This is a genomic window from Thalassobacter sp. (genome assembly GCF_982993085.1).
Window position 1 is genome coordinate 1 of record NZ_CEZFMW010000022.1, and the last position, 23802, is coordinate 23802.

Sequence of the window (23802 nt, forward strand, 5' to 3'; positions counted from 1 at the left end):
ATGCCGCCGCCCAAATCAACGCCCTGCCCGAGGACGAATACCTCGATATCCTGCGTCCACGATTTGGCAGCTTTCTGGGCGAGATCAAGCTTGCCGGCGCCCGCTTTACCTATCCGCTGAACCTGACGCTGGCGCAAAACTTGACCGCGCCGCGTGTGGCCCTGGTCGGCGATGCAGCCCACGGCATACACCCGATTGCGGGCCAAGGCTTGAACCTTGGGTACCGCGATATCGGTGCCTTGGCTGAGGTGGTGACGCTGGCGCAGCGCCGGGGTGAGGATATCGGTGCAGTTGACGTCCTCGACCGCTACGCGCGCTGGCGGCGGTTCGACACCATGACATTGGCCGTTGGTACAGATGTCATCAACAAGCTGTTTTCCAACGACAACCCGATCCTACGGGCCGCCCGTGATTTCGGTATGGGGGCCGTACAATCCATGCCGGGCCTGCGCCGGGGCTTTATCCGGCAGGCCGCCGGCCTGACCGGCGACTTGCCGCAACTGCTGAGGGGCCGCCCGCTTTAGTCGAGCTTGCGCGCCTCATCGATCAGCATGACCGGAATGCCATTGCGGATCGGGAACGCCAGATGAGCGGCCTTTGACACCAACTCTTGGGCCTCCGCGTCGTATTTCAGCGGCGCGCGAGTCTGGGGGCAGACCAGCGCCTCCAACATGCGGCGGTCAAATTCGCTCATTGCAGGATCTCTTCGTTTTGCCCGCCGCGCATGGCAAACTCCATCAAGGTCACAAGCGTCTCGCGACGAGTTTGCAGGGATGGTGCCTCTAGCAAGGCTTGCTTTTCCTCAGGATCAAAGGGGCACAGCATAGACAGCGAGTTGATCAACAACTCCTCATCCGCTTCCTTCAACGAATCCCAGTCGGTACTCAGCTCTTGGCTCTCAAAATACCGCGACAGCGTCTTCATAAATAAGGGACGGTCAAAGCCCTTATCGATCTCGGCCTTGCCCAGATCACGCTCAAAACCGGTCCAACTGACATCGGCCTTAAGATACGGCGTAAACCCAGACACTTCGCGCATCACCCGAAAACGGGAGATACCCGCAAGCGTCACCATATAGCGGCCATCCTCAGTTTCAGAAAACTGAGTGACGCGTCCGGCGCAGCCAATAGTGTGCAAGGTCCGGTCGCCACTGCCGCTGTTGGGCGCAACCATGCCAATCAGCCGCGCAGAGGTTTTCATCGTGTCCTCAAGCATCTGCAAGTAGCGCGGTTCAAAAAGGTGCAATGGCAGCCGCGAACGCGGCAGCAAAAGCGCACCGGGCAAGGGGAACACGGGAATGGTGTCGGGCAGGTCGCTTTGTCTGATCATGGAATACAGGTAGTGCCTCTGTTGGCTCAGGCAAATATCATCGACGAGAGTTTCCGACGACCTGCCAGAGCGACTGGGTCTTTGGCATCAAGCGCGTCAAAGATGGTGAAAAGCTGGGCTTTTGCAGCGCCGTCATTCCATTCCCGATCCTGTCGGAAAATTTCCAACAGATGATCCACGGCGGCCTGCGTATCGCCGTTGGCGTACAGCGCGGTAGCCAGATCAAACCGGGCTTGATGATTGGCAGCGTCTGCCTCAACTGCGGCGGTCAGTTCCGCAACAGGGCCAGCGCTTTGGGCTTGTTTGGCCAGCTCAACATTGGCGCGCGCGGCCTCAATCTCAGACGCGGTTGCAATGGCCTCCGGCACGCTTGCAAGCAAACCTTCGGCTTGGTCAAGCTCATCCAGCGCAAGATGCGCGCGGATCAAACCGGCGTAGGCGGCTGCATTCTCAGGCTCTTCGCCCAAGACGGCTGCGAACGTTTGCGCCGCATCAACAACTTCACCCGCGTCGAGCATTTCTTCGGCTGCCGCAACGGCCTCGGCCAAGCCGCCGTCTTCTTCTGGACCCATGGCCGCAACACGTTCAACAAACGCGGTAACCTCGGCCGGCGTGACCGCCCCCTGAAACCCATCGACAGGTTGGCCCTGAAAGAATGCATAAACCGTAGGGATCGACTGAATGCGAAGCTGCGCGGCGATCTGTTGGTTCTGATCCACATCCACTTTGGCCATGCGCACTTTGCCGCCTGCCGCGGTCACGGCAGCCTCCAATTGAGGACCAAGCGTTTTACACGGGCCGCACCACGGCGCCCAAAAATCCACGATGACAGGAACCGTCTGCGAGGCCTCGATCACGTCTGTCATAAACGTCATCTCGGACACGTCCTTGATCAGATCGCCAGCATCGGCGGGCGTCTGGGGCGGTGTTTGGCCTAGTTCAAGCATGTCTCTCTCCATCGTCGTGTGTGCGGCGTATATCGGCGTGCAAGACCCAGTTTACAAGTCAAACGTCGCAAAGACCGGGGCGTGGTCCGAGGGGCCTTCGTATCCGCGCACATGACGCAAAACCCGGCTAGAGTGCGCGGCATTGGCAATATCGGACGTGGCCCAAACGTGATCCAGCCGCCGCCCCTTGTCCGCCGTATCCCAATCCGGTGAGCGATAAGACCACCAGCTATAAAGCCGCCCCGATGGGATATCCGCGCGGGTCACATCGACCCAATCTCCCGCCTCTTGGACCTGCGCGAGGTGCTCTACCTCAACCGGTGTGTGGCTCACCACGCGCAACAGCTTTTTATGATCCCAGACGTCATCTTCGCGAGGGGCGATGTTCAAATCACCGACCAGAATGGATTTTTCAGGGGCGTTCGCCTGAAACGCATCGCGCATGTCGGTCAGGTAATCGAGCTTTTGCCCGAACTTCTCATTAATCTCCCGGTCGGGTTTATCACCGCCTGCGGGCACATAAAAATTGTGGATTGTGACGCCGTTTTCCAGACGTCCCGCTATATGGCGCGCATGCCCTAGGTTGGCGTGATCTGCGGCGCCTGCCTCTTGGATCGGCATCTTGGACAGGATCGCGACACCGTTGTACCCCTTTTGCCCGCGGGCAACCATGTGGGTGTAACCAAGCGCCTCGAACATCTCGAGCGGGATCTTGTCCACCGGGCTTTTGCACTCCTGTAGGCACAAAACATCGGGAGCCTCTTCTTGCATCAGGCGCGCCACAAGGGCCTCGCGCAGGCGCACGGAATTGATATTCCAGGTGGCAAGTGTAAAGGCCATGAACCTCTCCTCGGAGCGTTTTGAGCAGTGCGCTCAGTGATGCGGTCGCGGGCATGAGCCAATGACCTTTGTTGCAGGGGTAACCTGTCTTGAAACGGGATGAAAGCAACCGCCCATCAATCGCAATTTTGGTGCCCTGCGCCACACGCTATGTTTTCTTTTGATAGCAGTGCCAAGCATTGCTCTTTTTCTATCCAGCCCCTTAAATCAATCCTGACCTCATTCACCCCGGACCTGACAAAATGCGTATCGATCTCAACTCCGATCTTGGTGAAGGCTACGGCCCTTGGCCCATGGGCAACGATGCGGAGATGCTCTCGATTGTAACGTCTGCCAACATCGCATGCGGGGGCCATGCCAGTGATCCCGAAACGATGTTCCGCACGCTGAAGCTGGCGGCGCAAAATGGCGTCAGCATAGGCGCCCACCCCGGCTATAATGATCGTGAAGGGTTTGGCCGCCGTGTCATACCGATGTCACCGGCTGAGGTTGGCCGGGTCTGTGCCGCGCAAATCGGTGCGCTGATGGGGATGGCCGCACAAGCCGGCGCACAGGTGAGCTATGTCAAACCGCACGGCGCGCTTGCCAACCTCGCGGCGCGAGACCGCGCTGTGGCTGACGCCATCGTCGCCGCCGTGCAACGGATCGACCCGACTTTGGCTATGCTTGCCATTTCGGGCACCCAAGGCGAGCACGCAGCCCGCGACGCCAACGCCCCCGTCTTTTCAGAGATTTTCGCAGACCGGGGGTATTTATCCTCGGGTCAATTGGTCCCGCGCGATCAAGACGGCGCAATGATCCATGACCCCGCTGAGGCCGCGGAGCGGCTCATCTCCTTCCTTGAAACCGGCCTGATGCCGGTCATTGATGGTGATCCGATCAAGCTCGACGCACATTCCATCTGCGTCCATGGCGATAGCACTGGCGCCGTCGATATGGCCCGCGAAATCCATCAGCGCCTTACGGCCCACGGCGTCGAAATCCGCGCGTTTTCACCTGTATGAGCGACAGAATGCAGCCCCAGTTCAAAGCCATCGCTGATCACGCGCTTTTGGTGACCTTTGCAGACGAAATAAGTGAGGCGGCACACGCGGCAGTCATCGCGCTTGACCACGCGATTGCGAACAACCCGCCTGAGGGAATGATCGAAACGGTACCTGCGCTTGTAAATCTGTTAGTGTCTTTTGACCCCATCCTCACCGACCACATAGCGATCGAAACGCACGTCCGCGACTGCATCACAGGGCTCAACATCCGGGACATCACGGGCGTACAAAGGGTCGTTAAGGTCTGTTATGAGGCCCCCTTTTCACCGGATCTAGAGGCCGTTTCCACAGCCACGGGGCTGTCGCGCGACGCGGTAATCAACGCACATTTGGCTGGTGACTGTCATGTCTTGATGTACGGATTTGCACCCGGCTACGCCTACCTTTCGGGTGTCACTCCCGAAATCCAAGTGCCCCGCAAACTTGCGCCGGTACGCGATGTCCCCGCTGGCAGTGTGATCATCGCGGGGCCGCAGTGTCTTGTGACGACGCTGATGATGCCGACGGGCTGGTCAATCATCGGGCGTTCGCCCACGCCGATCCTGACCAACGACCCAAAGCATCCGTTCCTGTTCAACGTCGGGGATCGCGTCGCGTTTGAGCGTATCGACACCGCAACATTCGACCGCCTCACCGGGGAGGCGGCCAATGCCTAACGCCACCCTTTCCGTCGCCTTCGCCGGACCCTTGATCACAGTTCAGGATGCAGGCCGCCCGGGCAACATGCGTTTTGGGGTGTCCGCCTCTGGACCGATGGATCGCTTGGCGTTTGACGCCGCAAACGCGGCCCTTGGCAACGCCGCTGGCCAAAGTGCGATTGAGGTCTCACTCGGCGGGGTAATTTTGCAGTGTCGCGAAGGCGACGTGACCGTCGCCATTACGGGCGGAGATTTCGTCGTGGCCCACGACGGGTCCGAGACCCGATCATGGACCGTTCTGACCCTAGGCAAAGGGGAACGACTGGCCGTACGCGCGGGCAGAGCCGGAAGCTGGGCCTACATCGCGTTCGCCGGCACGCTAGAAGCGACGGAATGGCTGGGCAGCCGCGCCACGCACTCGACCTCTGGCTTTGGAGGCGGCGCAGTGCACACGGGACAGTCCCTGATTGTGTCCGATGCAACCACCCGAGAGGACCGATTGGGCGATATTGAGCCTCCTGATTTTCTAGCCACAGGTCCTATCCGCGTCGTGACCGGCCCCCAAGATCAGCACTTCGCGGATGACACCGTCGCACAGTTATTATCAAGCACGTTCAAGATTACAGATGCCTATGATCGGATGGGTATGCGGCTGAACGGCCCCAGCTTGCAGCTAAACGGTGCGCTGTCCATTCCATCGGAGCCCATTGTGCGTGGCTCGGTGCAGGTGTCCGGCGACGGTGTGCCAACGGTCCTATTGGCAGACCATCAGACAACGGGCGGCTATCCCAAAATCGCGACTGTTATTTCATCAGATATCGGTCGATTGGTCCAATCACGCGCTGGTGACACGGTTCACTTTGCGGCCATATCAAGCCAGCAAGCGATCACAGAGGCCCGTGCATTCGCCGGACGCACAGCCGACTATCTAACACATATCGCGGTCCCTCGCGGGACGCTCGAACAGCGGCTTATGCGTGAAAACCTGATCCACGGTTGCATCTACGATTAGCTAGGCAGCTCAAAGATACTCTCGTAGCATCTGATGAAATGGCAGGAGGTGTTTTACCTCCGCCACGGCGGCCTTCACCAATCCATCGGGATGATCGGCGCGCACATTACGCTGGACGATCAATCCCTTACGACGCAACAAATCGCCATGTGTGTGGTCGGGATCAAACGGCTTGGGCACACGCTTCAACGGCTCCGGCCCATAGTCCACAACATCGCCGCCGGTGGCATCAATAATATCCGTTAGATCATCGCCCACCCGGTCAACCATCTGCCGATACCGCAATAGTCCCTCTTTTTGCAGGCCCAGAACCCCAGTGGCCAAATACACCGCATCATGGTCGATCCCAAAGAAATACCAAGGCCGCGCCTCATCCGCGCCTGCGTCTGACCAGATCATGTGCAGCCACGGATTGAACGGCGATTTATCTTTGGCAAATCGCACATCGCGATAGATGCGGTACACCTTGGGCGTCACGGGAACGCGCGCAATGCGACTGATTTCTTCTGCCATGATCTCAGAAAACAAAACGCCCGGCGCGCGGATATCATCGTTGTAGAACGCTTTGCGCTCATTGAACCACTCACGCGTGTTGTTCGCCTTAAGTTCAGTGAAGAACTGCTGTGCGCGGGGGATAAGCGCGTTGAACCCGTCTGACATGATTATCACCCGTCCATTGCATAAGAGGCGTCAAAAAATGCACGTTCGCAGCGCACCGCCGCTTGGAATACCTCGGTGGCTTTATCTTGTTGTGCCGCGGTCAGATTGGGCCAAAGCGTATCAAGCTGAGTGCGCAAGTAGGCCACGACCCCCTCAAAACCTGCACCACAATGCAAATCAATCCACTCCGAAAACCAAAAGGGAAGTTTTGGATCATACACCTCGTATTGCTCCGCCCAACTCAGATAAGTCCACTCTGCAACAACAAGCACCGAAAGCATCTGTTCGTATTGTCCAGAATGTCTGACTTGCTCCATCAAATCTTGAAAAGCTTTTGTAGACGGGGCTGGGGGAACGGCTTGCTGTGCTGTGGAAACGTCCAGCGCCTCAAAGGAGCGCAGAAAATAGGTATTCTCAGTGCTCGTGACCATAGCAAGAAACGCAGCACCCGGGCGGCCATCTTCAATTGTAGGGGCATGAGCAATTGCGGTGGCAAGTAGACGCACGAACTGGTCAATAAACTTATGATCTTGGACCAAATACCAACGCATCTTGTCCAAAGGTAGCGTCCCTTCGGCCAACTCTTTGCAAAATGCATGGTTAATCGCAGCGTCCCAGTCCGCCTGGACGGTTTGCACAAGGTGTTCAGTCGGGCGCATATCAAAACCTTTCGGATTAGCTTTGAGTATTTCTAGGCATAGCCATCCGAAATGCACAGTCTCCACAAACCAGTGGCCAAAAAAGAACCCGGACCAAAAGATCCGGGCCAAGTCCAACAGGGAGGTGCATCTGAGCGCCAGCAGATGCCACTGGTCACGATAAGCAATACGCCTTGATGTCGGGCGAAACTTTGACCGAGATCAAGTTTCTTAATGACATTAGTGCGACATACTTACCGGTTCGCATTAACTCATAAGACGATATCCACCGGACTCTGTCACCAAAATACGGGCCTGACCGGGATCGGGCTCAATTTTTTGACGCAGACGGTAGATATGTGTCTCAAGCGTGTGGGTCGTCACGCCTGCATTATACCCCCACACCTCGTGCAACAGGACATCGCGCGCGACGACCCCGTCATTGGCGCGGTACAGGAATTTTAGGATGTTGGTTTCCTTTTCCGTCAGGCGAATTTTCTTTTCGTCCTCGGTGATGAGCATCTTCATCGCAGGCTTGAAGGTATATGGCCCAAGGGTGAAAATCGCGTCCTCTGACTGCTCATGGGTGCGCAGTTGCGCCCGAATACGCGCCAAAAGAACAGGGAATTTAAAGGGCTTAGGGATGTAATCATTCGCGCCTGCGTCAAGGCCAAGGATCGTATCTGCATCCGTGTTATGCCCGGTCAGCATCACGATGGGACATTTCACACCTTGCTTGCGCATCAGGCGGCACAGCTCCCGACCGTCGGTGTCGGGCAGGCCAACATCAAGAACGATCAGATCGTACAACTGCTCTTTGGCGCGGACCATGCCGCTGGCACCCGAATCCGCCTCAAACACATCAAAGTCTTCGGTCAGCACCAATTGTTCGGCCAATGCGTCGCGCAGATCGTCATCGTCATCGACCAGCAAAATTTTCTTTAGGTTAGCCATCTCATGTCTCCAATTGTTAACCAAAGAATTGCCGCTCAGCGCGACACAAACAAGAGACTTCGCGTTCTTCTCACGCGTCGTTCACAAGGACGTGTCGCCAAAGGGGGTTTTGTTTCATATCATGAGGAACGGCCTTGTCCGTCCACCCCGATTGTTACAGAGATCACCTATGATTTTGCTGCCCACCCCTGCTGAACTGGTCGCCCGCGCACGCGCGGACCTGCGTCTTGGGTTGCCTGTAGTGATCTCTGATGGCACCTCGCGGATCGTTCTCGCCAGTGTTGAAACTGTGTCGAGTGCGCGATTGACCGAAATGCGCGGTCTGGGTGAGTTGATTTTGTGCCTCAGCGGGCGGCGTGCCCAAACATTAAAAGCGCGCGCCTATGACGGTGATGTTGCGCGGATCATCGTGCCAAGCGAGGCGGACTTGGCGTGGATGCAAGCAGTCGCGGACCCTGCCGATGATCTGCGCACCCCGATGAAGGGGCCATTCAAAACACTCCGCACTGAGGGTGCTGCCGTGTGGCAGGCGGCGGTTGGTCTGGCAAAGACGGCGCATTTGTTGCCTGCCGTTGTGGGCGTTGACCTCAATACACCGCTCGACGGGCTCACTGTCCTAACGCTTAGTTCCGTGCAGCAGGCACTAGTTGAAGCCTCAACCCTTGGCCAAGTCGTCGGAGCAAAGCTGCCCATGAGCGCGGGCCGTGGCCGGCTTGAGATTTTCCGTCCTACCGATGGCGGCGAAGAACATTATGCCGTGCAAGTTGGCCTGCCTGATCGTGCAGCCCCGGTCTTGGTTCGCCTACACTCTGCCTGTTTTACGGGTGATGTGCTGGGCAGCCTCAAGTGTGATTGCGGCCCACAATTGCGCGGCGCGCTTGGTCAAATGGGGTCTGAGGGTGCTGGCGTTTTGCTTTACCTTAACCAAGAGGGCCGCGGCATCGGTCTGGCCAACAAAATGCGCGCCTATGATCTACAGGATCAGGGGTTTGACACAGTTGAAGCCAACCATCGCCTCGGGTTCGAAGATGATGAGCGGGATTTCCGCTTGGGCGCAGGCATCCTGCGAGAGATGGGCATTACCTCCGTCCGATTGATGACGAACAATCCCGCCAAAATCGCGATGATGCAGGCCCAAGGCATCGAAGTCGTTGAAAGGGTGCCCTTACAAGTTGGCAAAACGCCAGAAAACGCAAACTACCTCGCTGTAAAGGCCGCCAAATCCGGGCATTTGCTGTGACACCCCTGGATATGGTCGTGGGGCCAACGGGCCTTCGATTTGCGGGGCAGCACTTTCCCTGCGTCATCGGGCGCGGGGGCATCACCGACAACAAACGCGAGGGCGATGGTGCAACACCGCGTGGGACCCACAGGATCGTTGGACTGCTATACCGGCCCGACCGAATGATGCGGCCGACGGATTGGGCGGTACCAATTGGCCCGTGTGATTTGTGGTCTGACGACCCAACCCATGAAGATTATAACCTCATGGTCCGCGCGCCCTACCCCCATAGTCACGAAAACCTGCGCCGCGCTGACCCGCTCTATGATCTTGTTCTGATCACGGACTGGAATTGGCCACGAGCAGAGCGGGGCAAGGGATCGGCGATCTTTATTCACCGGTGGCGGCGCCCCGGATACCCGACCGAAGGCTGCGTCGGACTGCGACCCGATCACCTTACATGGATAGCCCCGCGTATTCGTTTCGCCACACGGCTGATCGTACAGTAAGTAGCCGTTCTAAGCGGTTCCCGCCCGCGCGCCAAAAATCGCAGAACCAACGCGTACATGCGTGGCCCCCAGCGCGATCGCTTGCTCAAAATCACTGGACATGCCCATCGAGAGACCCTCAAGCCCATTGCGTGCGGCCAATTTCGCCAATAACGCAAAGTGCATCGACGGATGCTCATCTACCGGCGGGATACACATCAACCCCAGCACCGGCAGCTCCAGCGCACGGGCCTCGGCCACGAATGCATCAGCCTCCGAAGGCAAAACACCGGCCTTTTGCGGTTCTTCCCCGGTGTTCACCTGCAAAAACACACCCGGGCATCGACCCAATTCCTGCGCCATAGAGGCGATACGTCGGGCGATTTTGGGGCGGTCCACGGAATGGATAACGTCAAACAACTCCATCGCGGGGCGGGCTTTGTTGGTTTGCAGCGGGCCAAGCAGGTGCAGTTCCACCCCGTCATAAGCTTCCCGCCACGCGGGCCATTTATCTTGCGCTTCTTGCACGCGGTTTTCACCGAAAACCCTGTGACCTTCTTGCAAGACGGCTTCCACTCGCTCAGCCGGCTGGACCTTTGATACGGCAATAAGCGTGGTCTGGCCCACACGGCCTGCGTCCTGCTCTGCCTTTGCGATACGCTCGTTAATTTCACTCAGTCCCATGGCACATCCAACGCTTCTAGGGTTTCGATCATCGGGGCGAGGTGATCGGCATACGCACGCCATCCCCCGATGGATTTAGGGCTAATCGGCTGCCGGACCTGTTCAATCGACAGAGTCGCAACCGATCGCGTGTTACGCTCGGGGTGTAAACACGCCTCCTCCATCGGCAGATCACAAGCAGCCAACAGTTTTGGAATTTCACACGCAGGATCGCGCACCAGCGCCTCATAAGACACTTCGATGAACATATCAGGGTCCTGCGCGCGCCAATAAGCGACCATTTCGGTCATTGCTTTGATCTGGCGCGCGATATCACGCAGGTCATTCGCATAGCGATGCGTACCAACCTTGAAGTGGTTGCGCCAGATGGACCAACCGATGTCGCGCGGGTCGCGGCGCACATAGATCATCTTGGCGTTCGGGATCAAATCCCTAAGGATGCCTGCCGCCAGATATGTGGTAATCGACTTATCCGTATAAGTGCCGGTGGCCTTATGGATTTGCGCCATCCCGTCCACGTAGCGCTGCCCGATGAGGGAATAGTCTTCGGGGCTTAGGCTGGACATTCGGCGGAACTGCACCCCCTTTTGCAGCACCGAAAACGCTGCACGAACCGGCAGGCCTGTTTCACCAGTGCCTTGGACCGTGCTGTGGCTGGCAAGGATTTGCTCAACCAACGTTGTACCGGATCGGGGCATCCCGGTTATGAACAGTGGCGTGACGTTGGCTTGGCGCGTGGGCGTGGGCCAAGGCCGGGCATCGAAGGCTGACCTAAGGAACGCCATTTCACGATAGCGGTCGGCAAAAGTGCTAGGAGCCGCACGCTTTTGCTCCGCGTTGCCCTCTGACAGATAGGGCAGACCATCGGCCCCAAGGGCCGCAAACAAAGCGTAACCGGCTTCGATCTTTTGATCCGCAGATAGACGCCCTTCGTCCCACGCGGTGCGAACTCGAATGACATCGGGGTCGGTTGGGGTGAGTTTGGCACTGATGCTCAGCAGCCGCAAAAGCGAACCGCTTTCACTCTCCAACTTTAGCGCACGGCGCAAAATCGGCTCTGCCTCATCGCGACGGCCCAGTGTTTGTAGGTAATGCGCTTTATCAGCGAGCGGTTTGACATGGCGCGGTGCAATCGCGGCGATCCGGTCAAATGTGGCAAGCGCGCGAGTGCTATCACCGGTAGCTTGATAGGCGCGAGCCAACAGATCCAAAATCAAAGGTGTTTTGGTGCGGCTGGCCAAACGTTTGGCCTGTTTCAATGCGGGTTCAAATGCACCAGTCGCCAGTAGCTTATTAATCTTTTCAAAATCGGTCATGCAATCTTCCCTAAAAGGCCACTGCACAAAAGAAAAGAGCGGGCCAAAGCCCGCTCTTCCCTAACCAAATAATCCAGATGGATTAGAAGGACATTGCTACACCCAGCGACCAACGGCCGTTGTCAGCACCAGCAGCGTTTGTGCCGTCGCCGTAACCGAAGTGTACGCCAGCGCCGCCACCCAGGTCATATTTTGCAGCAACACCGAAGCCGTCTGCTTTGCCTGTGCCGGCTACGTCGTCTTCTGCGTAGTTAGCGTGCAAGGACAGAGCACCAGCAGAGTAGCCGAGGCCCAGTTGCATCAGGTCACGGTCGTTGCCCGATGCGTCTTCGCCCGAAGCGACCATAACACCAGCATTAACTGCGCCGAATGCGTAACCGAGGGACACACCGGTCAGCTCAGCATTTGCTGCGCCTGCTGTTGCTGCTGTGCCTTCTTGGTGTGCGATACCGAAGGAAACGCCTGCAACGTTGCCTTTGAAGCCGACTGCGTAGCCGTTTTCTGCGTCTGCAACACCCTGCTCAACGGACACTGCAAATGCGTAGTCGCCGAAGGAGTAGTCGTAACGTGCGATCATGCTGTCGCCGTTACCGTCGAGGTACGAGCCAGCGTAGCCGGAGTAGGAAGTTTCGCCGTCAGCGATGGAACCTGGGTTGCCGACGTTGCCGCCTTCGGTCAGGGCCCAGTCCATTGCACCGTCGGTGTCACCGAATGTCAGTGTGCCGAATGCGCCGGAAACGAAGATTGTGTAGTCAGCGTTTGCGTCGTCGGTCAGGTCGCCCAAGCCGTTTGTCGCTGTCTCGGTTGCATCGTCCAGATCGATGGTTGCGCCGAATGCGAGGCCGCCGTCTGTTTCGCCTGTCATGGAGAAACGTACGTCTACGGACGAGAAGAAGCCCAGCTCGTCGGAACCGTTGTGGTCCAGATCAGCGATACCCAGCTCAGCGGAACCGGAAACTGCGACGTCAGCAGCGGCTGCGCCAGCGAATGCGACGATTGCGGTCGTTGCAAAGAGAACTTTTTTCATAGTTTTCCCTCGTGTGTTTTTCAAATTAGCCCCACCACGGGGAATCCGTACTGGGTATGCCTCTCTCTCACGCTTTCGTCATAGCTTTGCAAGCAAGGCGAAAAGACTGCTGATTTTTCGCCACCGGAATGGTGCAGACATGCCACAGTCTGTTTTCAGGCCCGGCACACATGTCGGCGGACGCGCTGTGCATAAGTGTACGAATGTATAAAGGGCGCGGGGTCTTGCCGGTGCAACGCCGCTCGGATAGACCAGCGTAGATAGATATAGACGCAGGGGCGAGACGCATGACGCTGGGGATTACGGCCAAGACAATCGGAACGGTGGCCCTGCTCGCCACATTGGGCGCCTGTGGGGGCGGCGATGGAACCGGCCTATTCGGCCAGACCCGCGATGAGCGGATCGCCAACCAAACAAACCCCGCCCAAGAGTTAGAGGCTGAGCGCCTGGCACGCGGGTCAGTGTTCGACCTCTTTTCCAACGCAGATGATCCCAATGTCACTGTCGAGGTGAACCGATACTTGTGGAACGCCACACTGGATGTACTGAGCTTTATGCCCATTGAGGCGGCTGATCCGTTCTCTGGCGTGATCCAGTTTGGCTATGGCACGCCCCCGGGCAGTGGCCGCGCGTATCAGGCGACCGTGTATGTGACGGACCCTGCGTTGGATGCCCGGTCGCTCAACCTTGCGCTGCGGACACGGTCAGGTGCCGTTGATGCCGATGTACAGCGCCAGATCGAAGATGCGATCATGACCCGCGCCCGCCAACTGCGGATTGCCGACGGCGACCTATAGAAATTCTGCGCCCAGCGCTTTATGCGTCCCGTGAGCACGCCACATCAGGGCGGCCCGCGTTTAAGAAGGATATCCCATGAGCCGGTATGAAACCTCCGAAGTTGAGCCAAAGTGGCAAGAGAAATGGGATGCCGCACAGGTTTTTGAGGCCAAGGTCGATCCGAGCCGCCCCAAATATTATGTGCTAGAGATGTTCCCGTACCCATCCGGGCGGATCCACATCGGGCACGTGCGCAACTACACCATGGGCGACGTAATCGCGCGATATAAGATGTCGTGCGGGTTTAGCGTACTGCACCCGATGGGCTGGGACGCGTTCGGGATGCCCGCTGAAAACGCCGCGATGGCATCGGGCGGTCACCCCAAGGACTGGACCTATGCCAACATCGACGTGATGCGCGGCCAGATGAAGCCTTTGGGCCTGAGCATCGACTGGACGCGTGAATTCGCGACTTGTGATCTGGAGTATTACGGCCAGCAACAGGCGCTGTTTCTGGACATGCTCGACGCGGGACTTGTGTACCGCAAAAAGGCCGTCGTGAACTGGGACCCAGTAGACATGACGGTACTGGCCAACGAACAGGTCGAGGACGGCAAGGGCTGGCGGTCCGGCGCCGAGGTAGAGCGTAAAGAACTCACCCAGTGGTTCTTTGCCATTTCGTCTATGGCGGACGAACTACTGGAGGCAATCGGCGATCTGGATGATTGGCCGCCCAAGGTTAAGCTGATGCAGGAAAACTGGATCGGCAAATCCCGCGGCCTGCAATTTGCATTTGAGCGCGTGGACGGGGGCGATCCGATTGAGGTGTATACCACACGCCCCGACACGCTGAACGGCGCGTCGTTTGTCGGCATTTCTCCGGGCCACCCCATTGCCAAGGCCATGGCCGAGGACAACCCCGAGGTCGCCGCGTTCATCAAGGAAGCCAGCAAGGGCGGCACCACCGCCGAGGCCGTCGAAAAGGCCGAAAAGCTGGGCTATGACACCGGCCTGCGCGTCAAACATCCGCTGACGGGCGCAGAACTACCCGTATGGATCGCGAACTTTATCCTGATGGACTACGGCACTGGTGCGATTTTCGCCTGCCCAGCCCATGACCAACGTGACCTCGACTTCTGCCGCAAATACGACTTGCCGGTGATCGACACGTTCTATGCCTTGGATGACGACACCCCTGTAGCGGCGGAGGCCTTTGTTCCGCCAAAAACCGACAAGGTGAAATGGGTCAACCATTTCGCGGGTCTGGATATTGCAACTGGCGAAGAGGCGATTGAAGCCACCATCGACTTGGCAGAGGCAAACGGTTGGGGCAAGGCCCACACGCAGTTCCGTCTGCGCGACTGGGGTCTAAGCCGCCAGCGCTATTGGGGCTGCCCCATCCCGGTTGTGCATTGCCCCAAATGTGGTGTGGTGCCCGAAAAGAAAGAGAACCTGCCCATCGCCCTGCCTGATGATGTCAGCTTTGACGTGCCGGGCAACCCGCTGGACCGTCACCCAACGTGGCGCAATGCGACCTGCCCCACATGTGGTGGCGAAGCACAGCGTGAAACTGACACGATGGATACATTTGTCGATTCATCGTGGTACTATGCCCGCTTTACAGCCCCACGTGCGACCACGCCGACGGATATGTCCGAGGTCGACTATTGGATGAACGTGGACCAGTACATCGGCGGGATTGAGCACGCGATTTTGCATCTGCTGTATTCGCGTTTCTTCGCGCGGGCGATGCAGGTCACTGGCCACCTGCCGCAAAGCGCGAAGGAGCCGTTCAACGCTCTGTTCACCCAAGGCATGGTCACCCACGCGATCTTTAAGACAACCGGTGCGGACGGCCGGCCAAAATACCACTACCCGGAGGAAGTCGATCTGCGCGACGGCAAAGGGTTTCTTGAGGACGGCACCGAAGTGGACATCATCCCCTCTGCCAAAATGTCCAAATCCAAGAACAACGTCGTCGACCCACAGGCAATCATCGCACAATACGGGGCAGATACCGCGCGTTGGTTCGTACTCAGCGACTCGCCCCCCGAACGGGATGTCGAGTGGACCGCATCCGGTGCAGAAGCCTCATACAAACACCTGCAACGCGTCTGGCGCATCGCGTCGGACGTGGCGCGCGCCGATCGTGCGGCCAACGATGCAGATGCCGAATTGTTGCGCGCCATGCACAAGACCATCCAAGAGGTCACTCAGGCCATCGATGGCTTCGCGTTCAACGCGGCGGTGGCGAAGCTCTATGGGTTTACCAACACGCTCAACAAATCCGACGCTAGCGGCGACGCTCGACGCGTAGCGTGCAAAGCACTGGCACAACTGATGTCGCCCATGACACCGCACTTGGCCGAAGAAATTTGGTCGCTGCTCGGTGGCGAAGGATTTGTCCTGAATGCGGAATGGCCCAAAGCCGATCCTGCGATGTTGGTCGAAGACACAATCACTCTGCCCATCCAGATCAACGGCAAACGCCGCTCTGAGCTAAAGATCGCCAAGGACCTGCCCAAGGATGAGGTTGAAAAACTGGCGCTCGCGGATGAAGCTGTGGTCAAGGCTTTGGACGGCGGCACGCCCAAAAAGCTGATCGTGGTACCGGGGCGGATCGTGAATGTGGTCATCTAGGCGAAACGTACTTTTGGGTGCCGCAGCTCTTGCTGGCTGCGGCTTTACCCCAGTGTATGGCCCCGAGGGCGGCGCCGTCGGCCTTCGCGGCGCCATCCGTATGGATGCGCCCGACACACGCGATAGCTTTGATTTCGTGGCCCAAATGGAACAACGGCTAGGTCGCTCCAACACGCCACGCTACGATCTGTCTTATGCGATCACGACACGCGAAAGCGGACTGGCCATCACCGGCTCTAACTCTGTGACCCGCTTCAATGTCCAAGGCACCCTCACCTATGCTGTCCGCTCCACAGGTACGGACAACCCGGTCACAAAGGGCGTTATTACCGGCTTCGCATCTTATTCAGCCAGCGGATCGACCATTTCAACGCTCGCCTCAAAGCGGGACGCAAGTGCGCGCTTGATGGTCATCCTTGCCGACAAGCTCGTGGCACAACTGCTCTTGGACCCTGCTCTCACATGAAGCTCGCAGGCGCACAAGCCACACGGTTTTTCGCCAAGCCAGAGGCCGGGATTGCAGGCCTATTGATCTATGGTGCCGACGCGATGCGCGTGGCCTTGCGCCGCCAAGAGGTCATCACCGCACTTGTAGGTCCTGAGGGAGAGGCCGAGATGCGGCTCACCCGGATGCCTGCCACCGATCTGCGCAAAGACCCCGCAGCAGCCCTTGATGGCCTCAAGGCGCACGGTTTTTTTCCGGGCCCTCGCGTTGTGTTCATTGAGGACGCAACCGAAGCCTTGGCCGGCCCGATCACCGACGCACTGGCCGAGTGGCAAGACGGCGACGCGTCATTGATCGTGACCTGCGGCTCGCTCCGCGCGACCTCAAAGCTGCGCAAAGCGTTTGAGGCCCATCGACGCGCCTATGCCGTGGGCCTTTATGATGATCCCCCCACGCGTGAGGAAATCGAAGCCGCGTTGCGTGCTGCGGGACTAGAGCAAATCAGCAATGAGGCGCACCGTGATCTTGATACACTTTCGCGCGCGCTAGACCCCGGTGACTTTCGCCAAACTGTTGAGAAACTCGGCCTATACAAGCGCGGCGATGCCACCCCAGTGACCCCACTAGACGTCGCAAACTGCGCGCCCGTGACGATTGAGGCCGCCCTTGATGACGTGATCCACGCAAGTGCAGAAGGCCGCGGGAATGAAATTGGCCCCCTGATCCAAAAGCTCGGCGGCCAAGGCGTACAGGCAGTAGCGTTATGCATCGGGGCCACCAGACATTTTCGCACGTTGTACGCAGCCGCCTGTGATCCCGGCGGCGCAGCCCAAGGACTGAGCCGCGCAAAACCGCCCGTATTTGGCCCACGTCGGGATCGAATGGCCCGGCAAGCCCAGCAGTGGGGCGTGCACAAACTCCAAGACGCCCTTAGGGAGCTGACCACCGCAGACCTAACCCTGCGCTCGTCCTCAATGGCGCCACAAATGGCGGTGATGGAACGCACGCTGCTGCGCCTTGCGGTTTACGCCAACCGATAGTTTGCTGCGTGCTGGCCGGCCCAAAGACCCGTCGCAAAACATGCCGTCAATAGGTAACCGCCCGTCGGGGCCTCCCAATCCAGCATTTCACCGCATGCAAAAGTGCCCGGCCTTTCCCGAAGCATAAGTTGATCATCCAACGCATCTCGCAGCACCCCGCCAGCCGTTGAAATCGCCTCATCAATAGGGCGCGGCGGGCCCAGCGGAATAGGTAAGGCTTTGATGGCGGACGCCAGATCATCCGGAAAAGGTCGAGCAAACTCATTCAACAGCGCGATTTGCACAGGCGTCAGGCCCAGCGCTTTGCGCAAATGGGTCGAAACACTGGCCTTCCCTCTCGGTCGCGCCAAACGCCCGGCCACTTCATCGCGTGAAAGATCAGGTTTCAGGTCCAGCGCCAGCCCCGCGCCGTCACGCAGCGCACGTGAAATGGCATATAGGCCTCCGCCCTCTAACCCGCGAGCCGAAACAATAATCTCACCTCGGTGCACCTGGCCCGCAACGCGCAGGCCGCAATTCTTAACCGGGGTACCGAAGTGACGCGCCATATGGTCGGACCAATCCACGCAGAACCCCATGTTAGCGGGACGAAACGGGGCAATTGGCGCCAACCAATCCGCCCATGCCCCATCAGACCCAAGCCGCGCCCATGATGCCCCGCCACACGCCAAAACCGTCACCTCAGGGCGCGCAGCCACCGCCCCCTCGGGTGTTTCAAAACAAACGGATGAACCATCCCATCCTGTCCAACGCCAATTGCGCCGCAACACGACGCCTAACTCATCCAAACGCGCCAACCACGCCCGCAACAGCGGCGACGCTTTCATCGCAGTGGGAAACACCCGCCCCGTTGATCCCGTAAACACCTCTTGACCCAAACCGCGCGCCCAATCTTGCACCTGATCAGGACCAAATCCGGCGAGCATAGGCGCCAACCAATCCTCCGCTTCGGCATAGGCCGCCCGGAATTCCGCCTCGACCTTGGTCAAATTCAAGCCAGATTTGCCCGCCATCAAAAATTTACGCGCTGGCGACGGCTTGGCCTCGGCCACAATCACTCTGCGTCCGGCCCGCGCCAACGCCTCCGCTGCCATCAACCCGGCAGGTCCCGCGCCAATCACCAACGCATCCGTGCTCTTGTCCAAATCCAACATAACCCCACCATTAGGCCCGACATACGACCGGAGCCAGCCCAATGTCCGAACCACATCCCATCTGCGCGCTCTGCGAACGCCCAGTCCCGCCGGACGCGCCACAAAGTTGGCACCACCTTGTGCCGAAACTCCGGGGCGGCAAAGGCGGCCCAACAGTCCTCGTCCACCAAATCTGCCATAACGAAATTCACGCCAGCGCGTCCGAGGCCGAATTGGCCCGCCTCTCGAACACTCCCGAAACCCTGCGCACCCATCCTCGATTGGCTAAGTTTATTGCATGGATTCGCAAAAGACCGGCAGACTTTCACTCAAAAACACCAAGCGGCCGTCGCGAAAAAAAAAATCGCTAAGCCCCCTCTTTGGTTCTTAAATATCCTGGGGGAGGCGGCCTTGGCCGACGGGGGCAAAGCCCCCTATTCGTAAGCGGACACCAAATCCAACGCTTTCCGGAATACAGTTGGCAGATCGTCCCGGACGACAGGCTGATACTCCACCCCATCAGCAGATTGCTGCACCGTCTGCACGCGCAGCACCAAATGAAAATGCGTGAATGTGTGACGCACCTCGCCAACCTCTCGCCAATCGGCGGCAAAGGGTGCAGCCGGCGCAGGATCATCCGTCCAATCAGACCCCGGGAACCCTATCATCCCCCCCAGCAATCCCTTGTCGGGGCGTTTTTCCACCAACCAATGGTCTCCTTGCCGTGCAAGGTAGATATAGCCATGACGCGTCGGCTTCGTCTTTTTAGGCAGCTTTCTAGGCAACTCAACCTGCACCCCCTCAGCCCGTGCACGACAGGCCGAGGACCATGGACAAATTCCACAGGCTGGGTTCCGTGGCGTACAGATCGTCGCCCCCAAATCCATAATCGCCTGCGCATAGTCGCCGGGCCGTTCCTGCGGGGTGAGTGCCTCTGCGAGCTCGGTAATCTCTTGCTTGGCCTTTGGCAGGGGCGTTTCAATCAAACGCAGACGCGCGATTACTCGCTCCACGTTTCCATCGACAACCGTCGCCGGAGCGTCAAACGCGATTGAGGCGACCGCCGCCGCCGTATAGGGGCCAACCCCAGGCAGTTTCAGCAGGTCTGTGACCGTATCAGGAAACACACCATCGTAATCCGTGGCCACAACGCGCGCGCATTTCAAGAGGTTCCGGGCGCGAGCGTAATACCCAAGCCCCGCCCACGCCGCCATGACGTCGGCATCCTCGGCCGCCGCCAAATCAGACACGGTTGGCCATTTTGCCATAAACTTGCGCCAATAGTCCCGAACCGCAGCCACCGTGGTTTGCTGCAGCATCACCTCGGACATCCAGATGCCATAAGGGTCGGGCCGCTCTCCAGCTGCACGGGCAGCAGGCCCAACACGCCAGGGCATCACCCGTGCATGGCGATCATACCACCCTAGCAAATCTTCGCTTAATTGCTCACGCATTGGTTATCACAGCCCTTGTTCCCCTCTGCTCACCGTGGTGTAGGATAGAGCGACTCGGGGAGACAACCACATGCAGCCTGCACGGCGCTCCAAAGGATTTCGGCGAACAAGCACACTGGTGGACCAAAAAGTCCGCGCCGTGACCGGACAGCGTGGATTTGCAGAAACCCGCATCCTGACCCATTGGGATGATATCGTTGGCCCAGAGACAGCTGCAATGTGCCGCCCCGTGGATGTAAAATACACCCGTACGCACGTCGGCGCGACTCTCACCCTCCTGACAACCGGGGCGATGGCCCCAATCCTCAAAATGCAAGAGCCCGGCATCCGTGAGCGTGTGAACGCTTGTTACGGCTACAACGCAATTGGCAAAATCCGCATCACACAGACCGCTCCAACCGGCTTTGCCGAAGGTCAGGTTACGTTCCAAGCGCGGCCCAAAACACAAAACCTCTCGCCCCAAGAACAGCGTGCCAACCGAACCAAAGCCGCAGTCCACACCTCGGACGTGCAGGACGAAGGATTGCGCGCAGCCCTTGAACACCTTGGCGCAAACATCATCTCAAAACAAAGCCGGTAGCGCGGCCCCTTAGAAAACCGGAGACCCCCCGATGCTGAACCGTCGTTCGCTAATGATCATGATCCCCGCAGCAGCCGCTGGCGTCGCATACAGCTATTGGCCCCGCGCAGAAGGCACGACTCCCCCAGCGTTTGACCTGCGCGCGAATGCCCAAGAGGGGTCGATCACCATCGAAGATATGACCATTGGCGACCCGAACGCACCAGTCAAAGTGGTCGAGTATGCCTCTTTCACCTGCCCGCATTGCGCGAATTTCCATCGCGATACGTTCAAGGATTTCAAGGCGGAATATATCGATACTGGCAAAGCACATTTCACCCACCGCGAAGTCTTTTTCGATCGTTACGGGCTGTGGGCATCGATGATGGCACGGTGTGGCGGGGCAGACCGGTACTTTGGCTTAATCGATTTGGTGTACTCCACCCAAGGCGACTGGGCGCGTCAAACCCAACCCGCTCTTGTGGCAGATGCGCTCAAGAAAATTGGCCTTCAGGCAGGGATGGACAGCACAACACTAGACGCCTGCATGCAGGACGCCGACATGGCCCAATCACTGGTGGCTTGGTATCAGGGCAATGCGGACCGCGACGGCATTCAATCCACACCGTCATTCCTGATCAACGGCACCATGCATTCCGGCAACATGTCGCTCAGCAAGCTGGGTGAACTTGTGGACGCCGCAAGCTAAAGTAGCGCGCGCAAGTGGGCCTCTAGCGGAGCCCAATCCTCAATCTCTAGCCGAACCGGCAACGTCATCACCCGCCCGCGCAGAGCGGGTGGCAGTCGGACGGCATCCTTTTCCGTTGTGACCGGTTGAGCAGACAGTTTTGCGGCCTTATCGCCCAAACGGGTCAACAACGATTGAGTCAGAGGCTGGTGGTCCGACAAAGCTTCGGTCCCGCGCAGATCCGCACCAAGGGCCTTTAACGTGCGAAAGAATTTCTCCGGCTGGCCGATGCCCGCAAAGGCAAAGACCGGCACGCCCTGCCAGCTCATGCCCGTGGGCAAAGGCGCAAGCGTGCCACGCAGCTGTAGTGGGCCGGGAATATCTACATGATCTTCCGGCGCGCCAATGCTGAGCGTGAAGTCAGCCCGCGCGAGGCCCGTGGCGATGGGTTCACGCAAAGGACCCGCAGGAATGACCTTGCCGTTGCCAAAACCCTGACGAGCATCGACCACGACAATGCTTAGGTCTTTTTCCAAGGCTGGGTTCTGAAAGCCATCGTCTAGCAGGATAATCTGCGCACCGGCCGCCACAGCCGCCTTGGCGCCAGCGGCGCGGTCCTTAGCCACCCAAACGGGACCAAAGGCCGCCATTAATAGCGGCTCATCCCCGACCACTTCGGCGCGATGTTTGCGCACATCGACCGGCACCGGTCCCTCAGCCGACCCACCATACCCCCTTGAAACGACATGCACCGCCACACCCCACTCCGTGAGGCGCTGCATCAGTGCGATCACTGTCGGCGTTTTGCCTGTACCACCTGCGTTTAGGTTTCCAACGCACACGACAGGCACGGGCAATCGCAGGGGTGTACCCTTGGCCAATCGCCGCGCGGTCGCTGCCGCATAGATGGCACCAAGTGGAGATAACAACGCGGACCATAGCCCTGGGGGGCGCGTCCAAAAACCCGGCGCACGCATCAACGTTTCGCCTTTTCTATCATCCCCAGAAGGGCATTCACCGTTTCATCGACGACCTCGGCGCCGTCGGACACGACTTCCCACGCAGCATGAGCAAGGCGCGCGGCTTCCTCCGGGGAAAGGGCTGCATCCACTTGCTGACCCAGATCCTCAGCTGAAGACACAAGCCGCATCGCATTGCCATCTGCCAGCCGACCAAAGATTTCGCGAAAGTTACCTGTATGCGGGCCTGTCAGGATCGCAGAACCCAACCCCGCCGGCTCAAAAGGATTATGCCCGCCGATTGGGACCAACGATCCCCCCAAAAATGTCACGGGGCAAACCCGAAACCACAGGCCCATTTCACCCAAAGTATCGGCCAGATAAATCTGCGTATCCTCAGTTAAGTTCTCTTCGGCAGAGCGCTGTGCAACATTCCAACCGTCGGCGCGTAAATCAGCGGCGATGGCGTCGCCACGTTCCGGATGCCGAGGCGTAAGGATCAACAAAAGCCTCAATGAAGCGCGGCGCGCAAACTTATGCGCTTGCGCCACAAGCGCTTCTTCACCGGGGTGCGTCGAGGCTGCGAGCCAACACGGCCGCCCAGCCAATTGCGCCGCAAAAGCCGCACGATCCACTTCTGCACAGGGCGGGGGGGCAGCACCTTCCTTAAGTGTACCAGTCACGCGAACCGCACTGCCTTTCGCGCCTAAGCGCCGCAGTTTACGGGCGGTTTCCCTATCTTGGGCACGGATTTGGTCAAAGCGTTGCAGCAAGCTGGCCGCCGCACCGGAAAACCATTTCCATTTGGAAAAGCTTTGATCAGACATGCGGGCGTTAACCAACGCCAATGGGATGCCCCGCGCATGCGTGTGATGGATCAGCGATGGCCATAATTCGCTCTCGGTCCAGACCGCAAGGTTTGGACGCCAATGATCCAGAAATCGGCGCACAAACATCGTGGCATCCAAAGGCACGTACTGGTGGATAACCTGCTCGGGCAATTGTTTGGCCATCAATTGCGCCGACGTCACGGTACCGGTCGTCATCAGTATGTTTAGATCTGGATCTTGCTCAACCAGCCCCCGCACCACATCCAGTACCGAAATCGACTCCCCAACTGAGGCGCAATGGATCCAGATCACACGACCCTTTGGACGCGCTATTACGGCAATACCTTTGCGCTCAGAGAGGCGTTCGGCCTCCTCTTTGCCCTCCGCCAGCCGAGCCTTCAGCTTGGCCTCAGCAAAAGGGGCCGCACGTGCGGACCACGCAAGATAAGCGGCCAATGCCAGTGAGCGTGCCATAG

Annotated in this window: 27 protein-coding genes; 13 read left to right on the forward strand and 14 right to left on the reverse strand. The window is 58.5% G+C overall.

Features of this window, described 5'->3' with window-relative positions; genetic code table 11:
- Window positions 1–524 (forward strand): FAD-dependent monooxygenase (locus tag AC4GMC_RS05440; protein WP_488082222.1); only part of this gene is annotated, 524 nt, incomplete at its 5' end.
- On the opposite strand, the gene AC4GMC_RS05445 is transcribed toward AC4GMC_RS05440, so the two are convergent.
- Genes AC4GMC_RS05445 through AC4GMC_RS05460 form a run of 4 tightly spaced genes read right to left on the reverse strand, consistent with a single transcriptional unit; the run spans window position 521 to window position 3116 of the window.
- Window positions 521–694, reverse strand: a complete 174-nt coding sequence (locus AC4GMC_RS05445; RefSeq protein ID WP_072936805.1) for a Trm112 family protein — start codon at window positions 692–694, stop codon at window positions 521–523. The two genes, AC4GMC_RS05440 and AC4GMC_RS05445, sit on opposite strands and share 4 nt — an antisense overlap.
- Entirely contained in the window at window positions 691–1329 is a 639-nt protein-coding gene (locus AC4GMC_RS05450) for an LON peptidase substrate-binding domain-containing protein (RefSeq protein WP_487877790.1), read from the reverse strand. Before AC4GMC_RS05450 ends, AC4GMC_RS05445 begins: the two co-directional genes overlap by 4 nt.
- A gap of 26 nt (window positions 1330–1355) precedes the next feature.
- Complete coding sequence (locus AC4GMC_RS05455) at window positions 1356–2276, reverse strand: tetratricopeptide repeat protein (RefSeq protein ID WP_487877789.1); 921 nt, start codon at window positions 2274–2276, stop codon at window positions 1356–1358.
- 51 nt (window positions 2277–2327) lie between these two features.
- A complete protein-coding gene (locus AC4GMC_RS05460; protein ID WP_487877788.1) occupies window positions 2328–3116 on the reverse strand; it encodes an exodeoxyribonuclease III in 789 nt (262 codons plus the stop codon).
- Between the two features lie 242 nt (window positions 3117–3358).
- Between AC4GMC_RS05460 and AC4GMC_RS05465 the strand changes: the two genes are divergently transcribed.
- From AC4GMC_RS05465 to AC4GMC_RS05475, 3 genes are read left to right on the forward strand one after another with little or no spacing between them, the layout of a single operon-like run.
- On the forward strand, window positions 3359–4120 hold the full coding sequence (locus tag AC4GMC_RS05465; protein WP_487877787.1) for a LamB/YcsF family protein: 762 nt from the start codon (window positions 3359–3361) through the stop codon (window positions 4118–4120).
- A gap of 8 nt (window positions 4121–4128) precedes the next feature.
- Window positions 4129–4818 carry a 5-oxoprolinase subunit B family protein gene (locus tag AC4GMC_RS05470; RefSeq protein WP_487877786.1) on the forward strand — a complete coding sequence of 230 codons (690 nt, stop codon included), beginning with the start codon at window positions 4129–4131 and terminating at the stop codon, window positions 4816–4818.
- Window positions 4811–5812, forward strand: coding sequence for a 5-oxoprolinase subunit C family protein (locus tag AC4GMC_RS05475; RefSeq protein WP_487877785.1), 1002 nt, complete (start codon window positions 4811–4813; stop codon window positions 5810–5812). The genes AC4GMC_RS05470 and AC4GMC_RS05475 overlap by 8 nt, the downstream gene beginning before the upstream one ends.
- Window positions 5813–5821: 9 nt before the next feature.
- Here the strand turns inward: AC4GMC_RS05475 and AC4GMC_RS05480 are convergent, their stop codons facing one another.
- The 3 genes from AC4GMC_RS05480 to AC4GMC_RS05490 all read right to left on the reverse strand — a co-directional run bounded on the left by AC4GMC_RS05480 (window position 5822) and on the right by AC4GMC_RS05490 (window position 8064).
- Entirely contained in the window at window positions 5822–6472 is a 651-nt protein-coding gene (locus AC4GMC_RS05480; protein ID WP_487877784.1) for a DUF2461 domain-containing protein, read from the reverse strand.
- 5 nt (window positions 6473–6477) lie between these two features.
- Window positions 6478–7197 (reverse strand): TenA family protein, encoded by a 720-nt coding sequence (locus AC4GMC_RS05485; RefSeq protein ID WP_488047459.1) that lies wholly within the window; start codon window positions 7195–7197, stop codon window positions 6478–6480.
- Between the two features lie 180 nt (window positions 7198–7377).
- Window positions 7378–8064, reverse strand: coding sequence for a response regulator transcription factor (locus AC4GMC_RS05490; protein WP_487878867.1), 687 nt, complete (start codon window positions 8062–8064; stop codon window positions 7378–7380).
- A gap of 169 nt (window positions 8065–8233) precedes the next feature.
- Between AC4GMC_RS05490 and ribA the strand changes: the two genes are divergently transcribed.
- A complete protein-coding gene (ribA, locus tag AC4GMC_RS05495) occupies window positions 8234–9304 on the forward strand; it encodes a GTP cyclohydrolase II (RefSeq protein ID WP_487877661.1) in 1071 nt (356 codons plus the stop codon).
- The gene (locus AC4GMC_RS05500) at window positions 9301–9795 is read left to right on the forward strand and encodes a L,D-transpeptidase family protein (RefSeq protein ID WP_487877662.1); all 495 of its coding nucleotides are present in this window, start codon (window positions 9301–9303) and stop codon (window positions 9793–9795) included. Before ribA ends, AC4GMC_RS05500 begins: the two co-directional genes overlap by 4 nt.
- A 9-nt stretch (window positions 9796–9804) precedes the next feature.
- Here the strand turns inward: AC4GMC_RS05500 and AC4GMC_RS05505 are convergent, their stop codons facing one another.
- From AC4GMC_RS05505 to AC4GMC_RS05515, 3 genes are all read right to left on the reverse strand, one after another.
- Window positions 9805–10458: a YggS family pyridoxal phosphate-dependent enzyme gene (locus AC4GMC_RS05505; protein WP_487877663.1), complete on the reverse strand. Its 654-nt coding sequence runs from the start codon at window positions 10456–10458 to the stop codon at window positions 9805–9807.
- Window positions 10449–11774, reverse strand: a complete 1326-nt coding sequence (locus tag AC4GMC_RS05510) for a sulfotransferase family protein (protein WP_487877664.1) — start codon at window positions 11772–11774, stop codon at window positions 10449–10451. The genes AC4GMC_RS05505 and AC4GMC_RS05510 overlap by 10 nt, the downstream gene beginning before the upstream one ends.
- A gap of 82 nt (window positions 11775–11856) precedes the next feature.
- Window positions 11857–12801, reverse strand: coding sequence for a porin (locus AC4GMC_RS05515; protein WP_487877665.1), 945 nt, complete (start codon window positions 12799–12801; stop codon window positions 11857–11859).
- 287 nt (window positions 12802–13088) lie between these two features.
- Here AC4GMC_RS05515 and AC4GMC_RS05520 point away from each other — a divergent pair, with 287 nt between their 5' ends.
- From AC4GMC_RS05520 to holA, 4 genes are all read left to right on the forward strand, one after another.
- The gene (locus AC4GMC_RS05520; RefSeq protein ID WP_487878866.1) at window positions 13089–13598 is read left to right on the forward strand and encodes a DUF3576 domain-containing protein; all 510 of its coding nucleotides are present in this window, start codon (window positions 13089–13091) and stop codon (window positions 13596–13598) included.
- Window positions 13599–13674: 76 nt separating this feature from the next.
- Window positions 13675–16218: a leucine--tRNA ligase gene (gene leuS, locus AC4GMC_RS05525; protein WP_487878865.1), complete on the forward strand. Its 2544-nt coding sequence runs from the start codon at window positions 13675–13677 to the stop codon at window positions 16216–16218.
- Window positions 16205–16684, forward strand: coding sequence for an LPS assembly lipoprotein LptE (locus tag AC4GMC_RS05530; RefSeq protein WP_487876505.1), 480 nt, complete (start codon window positions 16205–16207; stop codon window positions 16682–16684). The genes leuS and AC4GMC_RS05530 overlap by 14 nt, the downstream gene beginning before the upstream one ends.
- A complete protein-coding gene (gene holA / locus AC4GMC_RS05535) occupies window positions 16681–17703 on the forward strand; it encodes a DNA polymerase III subunit delta (RefSeq protein ID WP_487876504.1) in 1023 nt (340 codons plus the stop codon). Before AC4GMC_RS05530 ends, holA begins: the two co-directional genes overlap by 4 nt.
- On the opposite strand, the gene AC4GMC_RS05540 is transcribed toward holA, so the two are convergent.
- Window positions 17688–18857: a TIGR03862 family flavoprotein gene (locus tag AC4GMC_RS05540; protein WP_487876503.1), complete on the reverse strand. Its 1170-nt coding sequence runs from the start codon at window positions 18855–18857 to the stop codon at window positions 17688–17690. The two genes, holA and AC4GMC_RS05540, sit on opposite strands and share 16 nt — an antisense overlap.
- Before the next feature lie 41 nt (window positions 18858–18898).
- Between AC4GMC_RS05540 and AC4GMC_RS05545 the strand changes: the two genes are divergently transcribed.
- Entirely contained in the window at window positions 18899–19207 is a 309-nt protein-coding gene (locus AC4GMC_RS05545) for an HNH endonuclease (protein WP_487876502.1), read from the forward strand.
- Window positions 19208–19270: 63 nt separating this feature from the next.
- On the opposite strand, the gene AC4GMC_RS05550 is transcribed toward AC4GMC_RS05545, so the two are convergent.
- Window positions 19271–20233, reverse strand: a complete 963-nt coding sequence (locus AC4GMC_RS05550) for an A/G-specific adenine glycosylase (RefSeq protein WP_487876501.1) — start codon at window positions 20231–20233, stop codon at window positions 19271–19273.
- A 127-nt stretch (window positions 20234–20360) separates the two neighbouring features.
- On the opposite strand from AC4GMC_RS05550, the gene AC4GMC_RS05555 reads away from it, so the two are divergent.
- Together AC4GMC_RS05555 and AC4GMC_RS05560 are read left to right on the forward strand one after the other, a co-directional pair.
- Complete coding sequence (locus AC4GMC_RS05555; protein WP_487876500.1) at window positions 20361–20870, forward strand: DUF721 domain-containing protein; 510 nt, start codon at window positions 20361–20363, stop codon at window positions 20868–20870.
- Window positions 20871–20901: 31 nt separating this feature from the next.
- Window positions 20902–21558 carry a DsbA family protein gene (locus AC4GMC_RS05560; protein WP_487876499.1) on the forward strand — a complete coding sequence of 219 codons (657 nt, stop codon included), beginning with the start codon at window positions 20902–20904 and terminating at the stop codon, window positions 21556–21558.
- Here the strand turns inward: AC4GMC_RS05560 and lpxK are convergent.
- Window positions 21555–22514 (reverse strand): tetraacyldisaccharide 4'-kinase, encoded by a 960-nt coding sequence (gene lpxK / locus AC4GMC_RS05565; protein ID WP_487876498.1) that lies wholly within the window; start codon window positions 22512–22514, stop codon window positions 21555–21557. The genes AC4GMC_RS05560 and lpxK overlap by 4 nt on opposite strands.
- Window positions 22514–23800 carry a 3-deoxy-D-manno-octulosonic acid transferase gene (locus tag AC4GMC_RS05570; protein ID WP_487876497.1) on the reverse strand — a complete coding sequence of 429 codons (1287 nt, stop codon included), beginning with the start codon at window positions 23798–23800 and terminating at the stop codon, window positions 22514–22516. Before AC4GMC_RS05570 ends, lpxK begins: the two co-directional genes overlap by 1 nt.
- Between the last annotated feature and the right edge of the window lie 2 nt (window positions 23801–23802).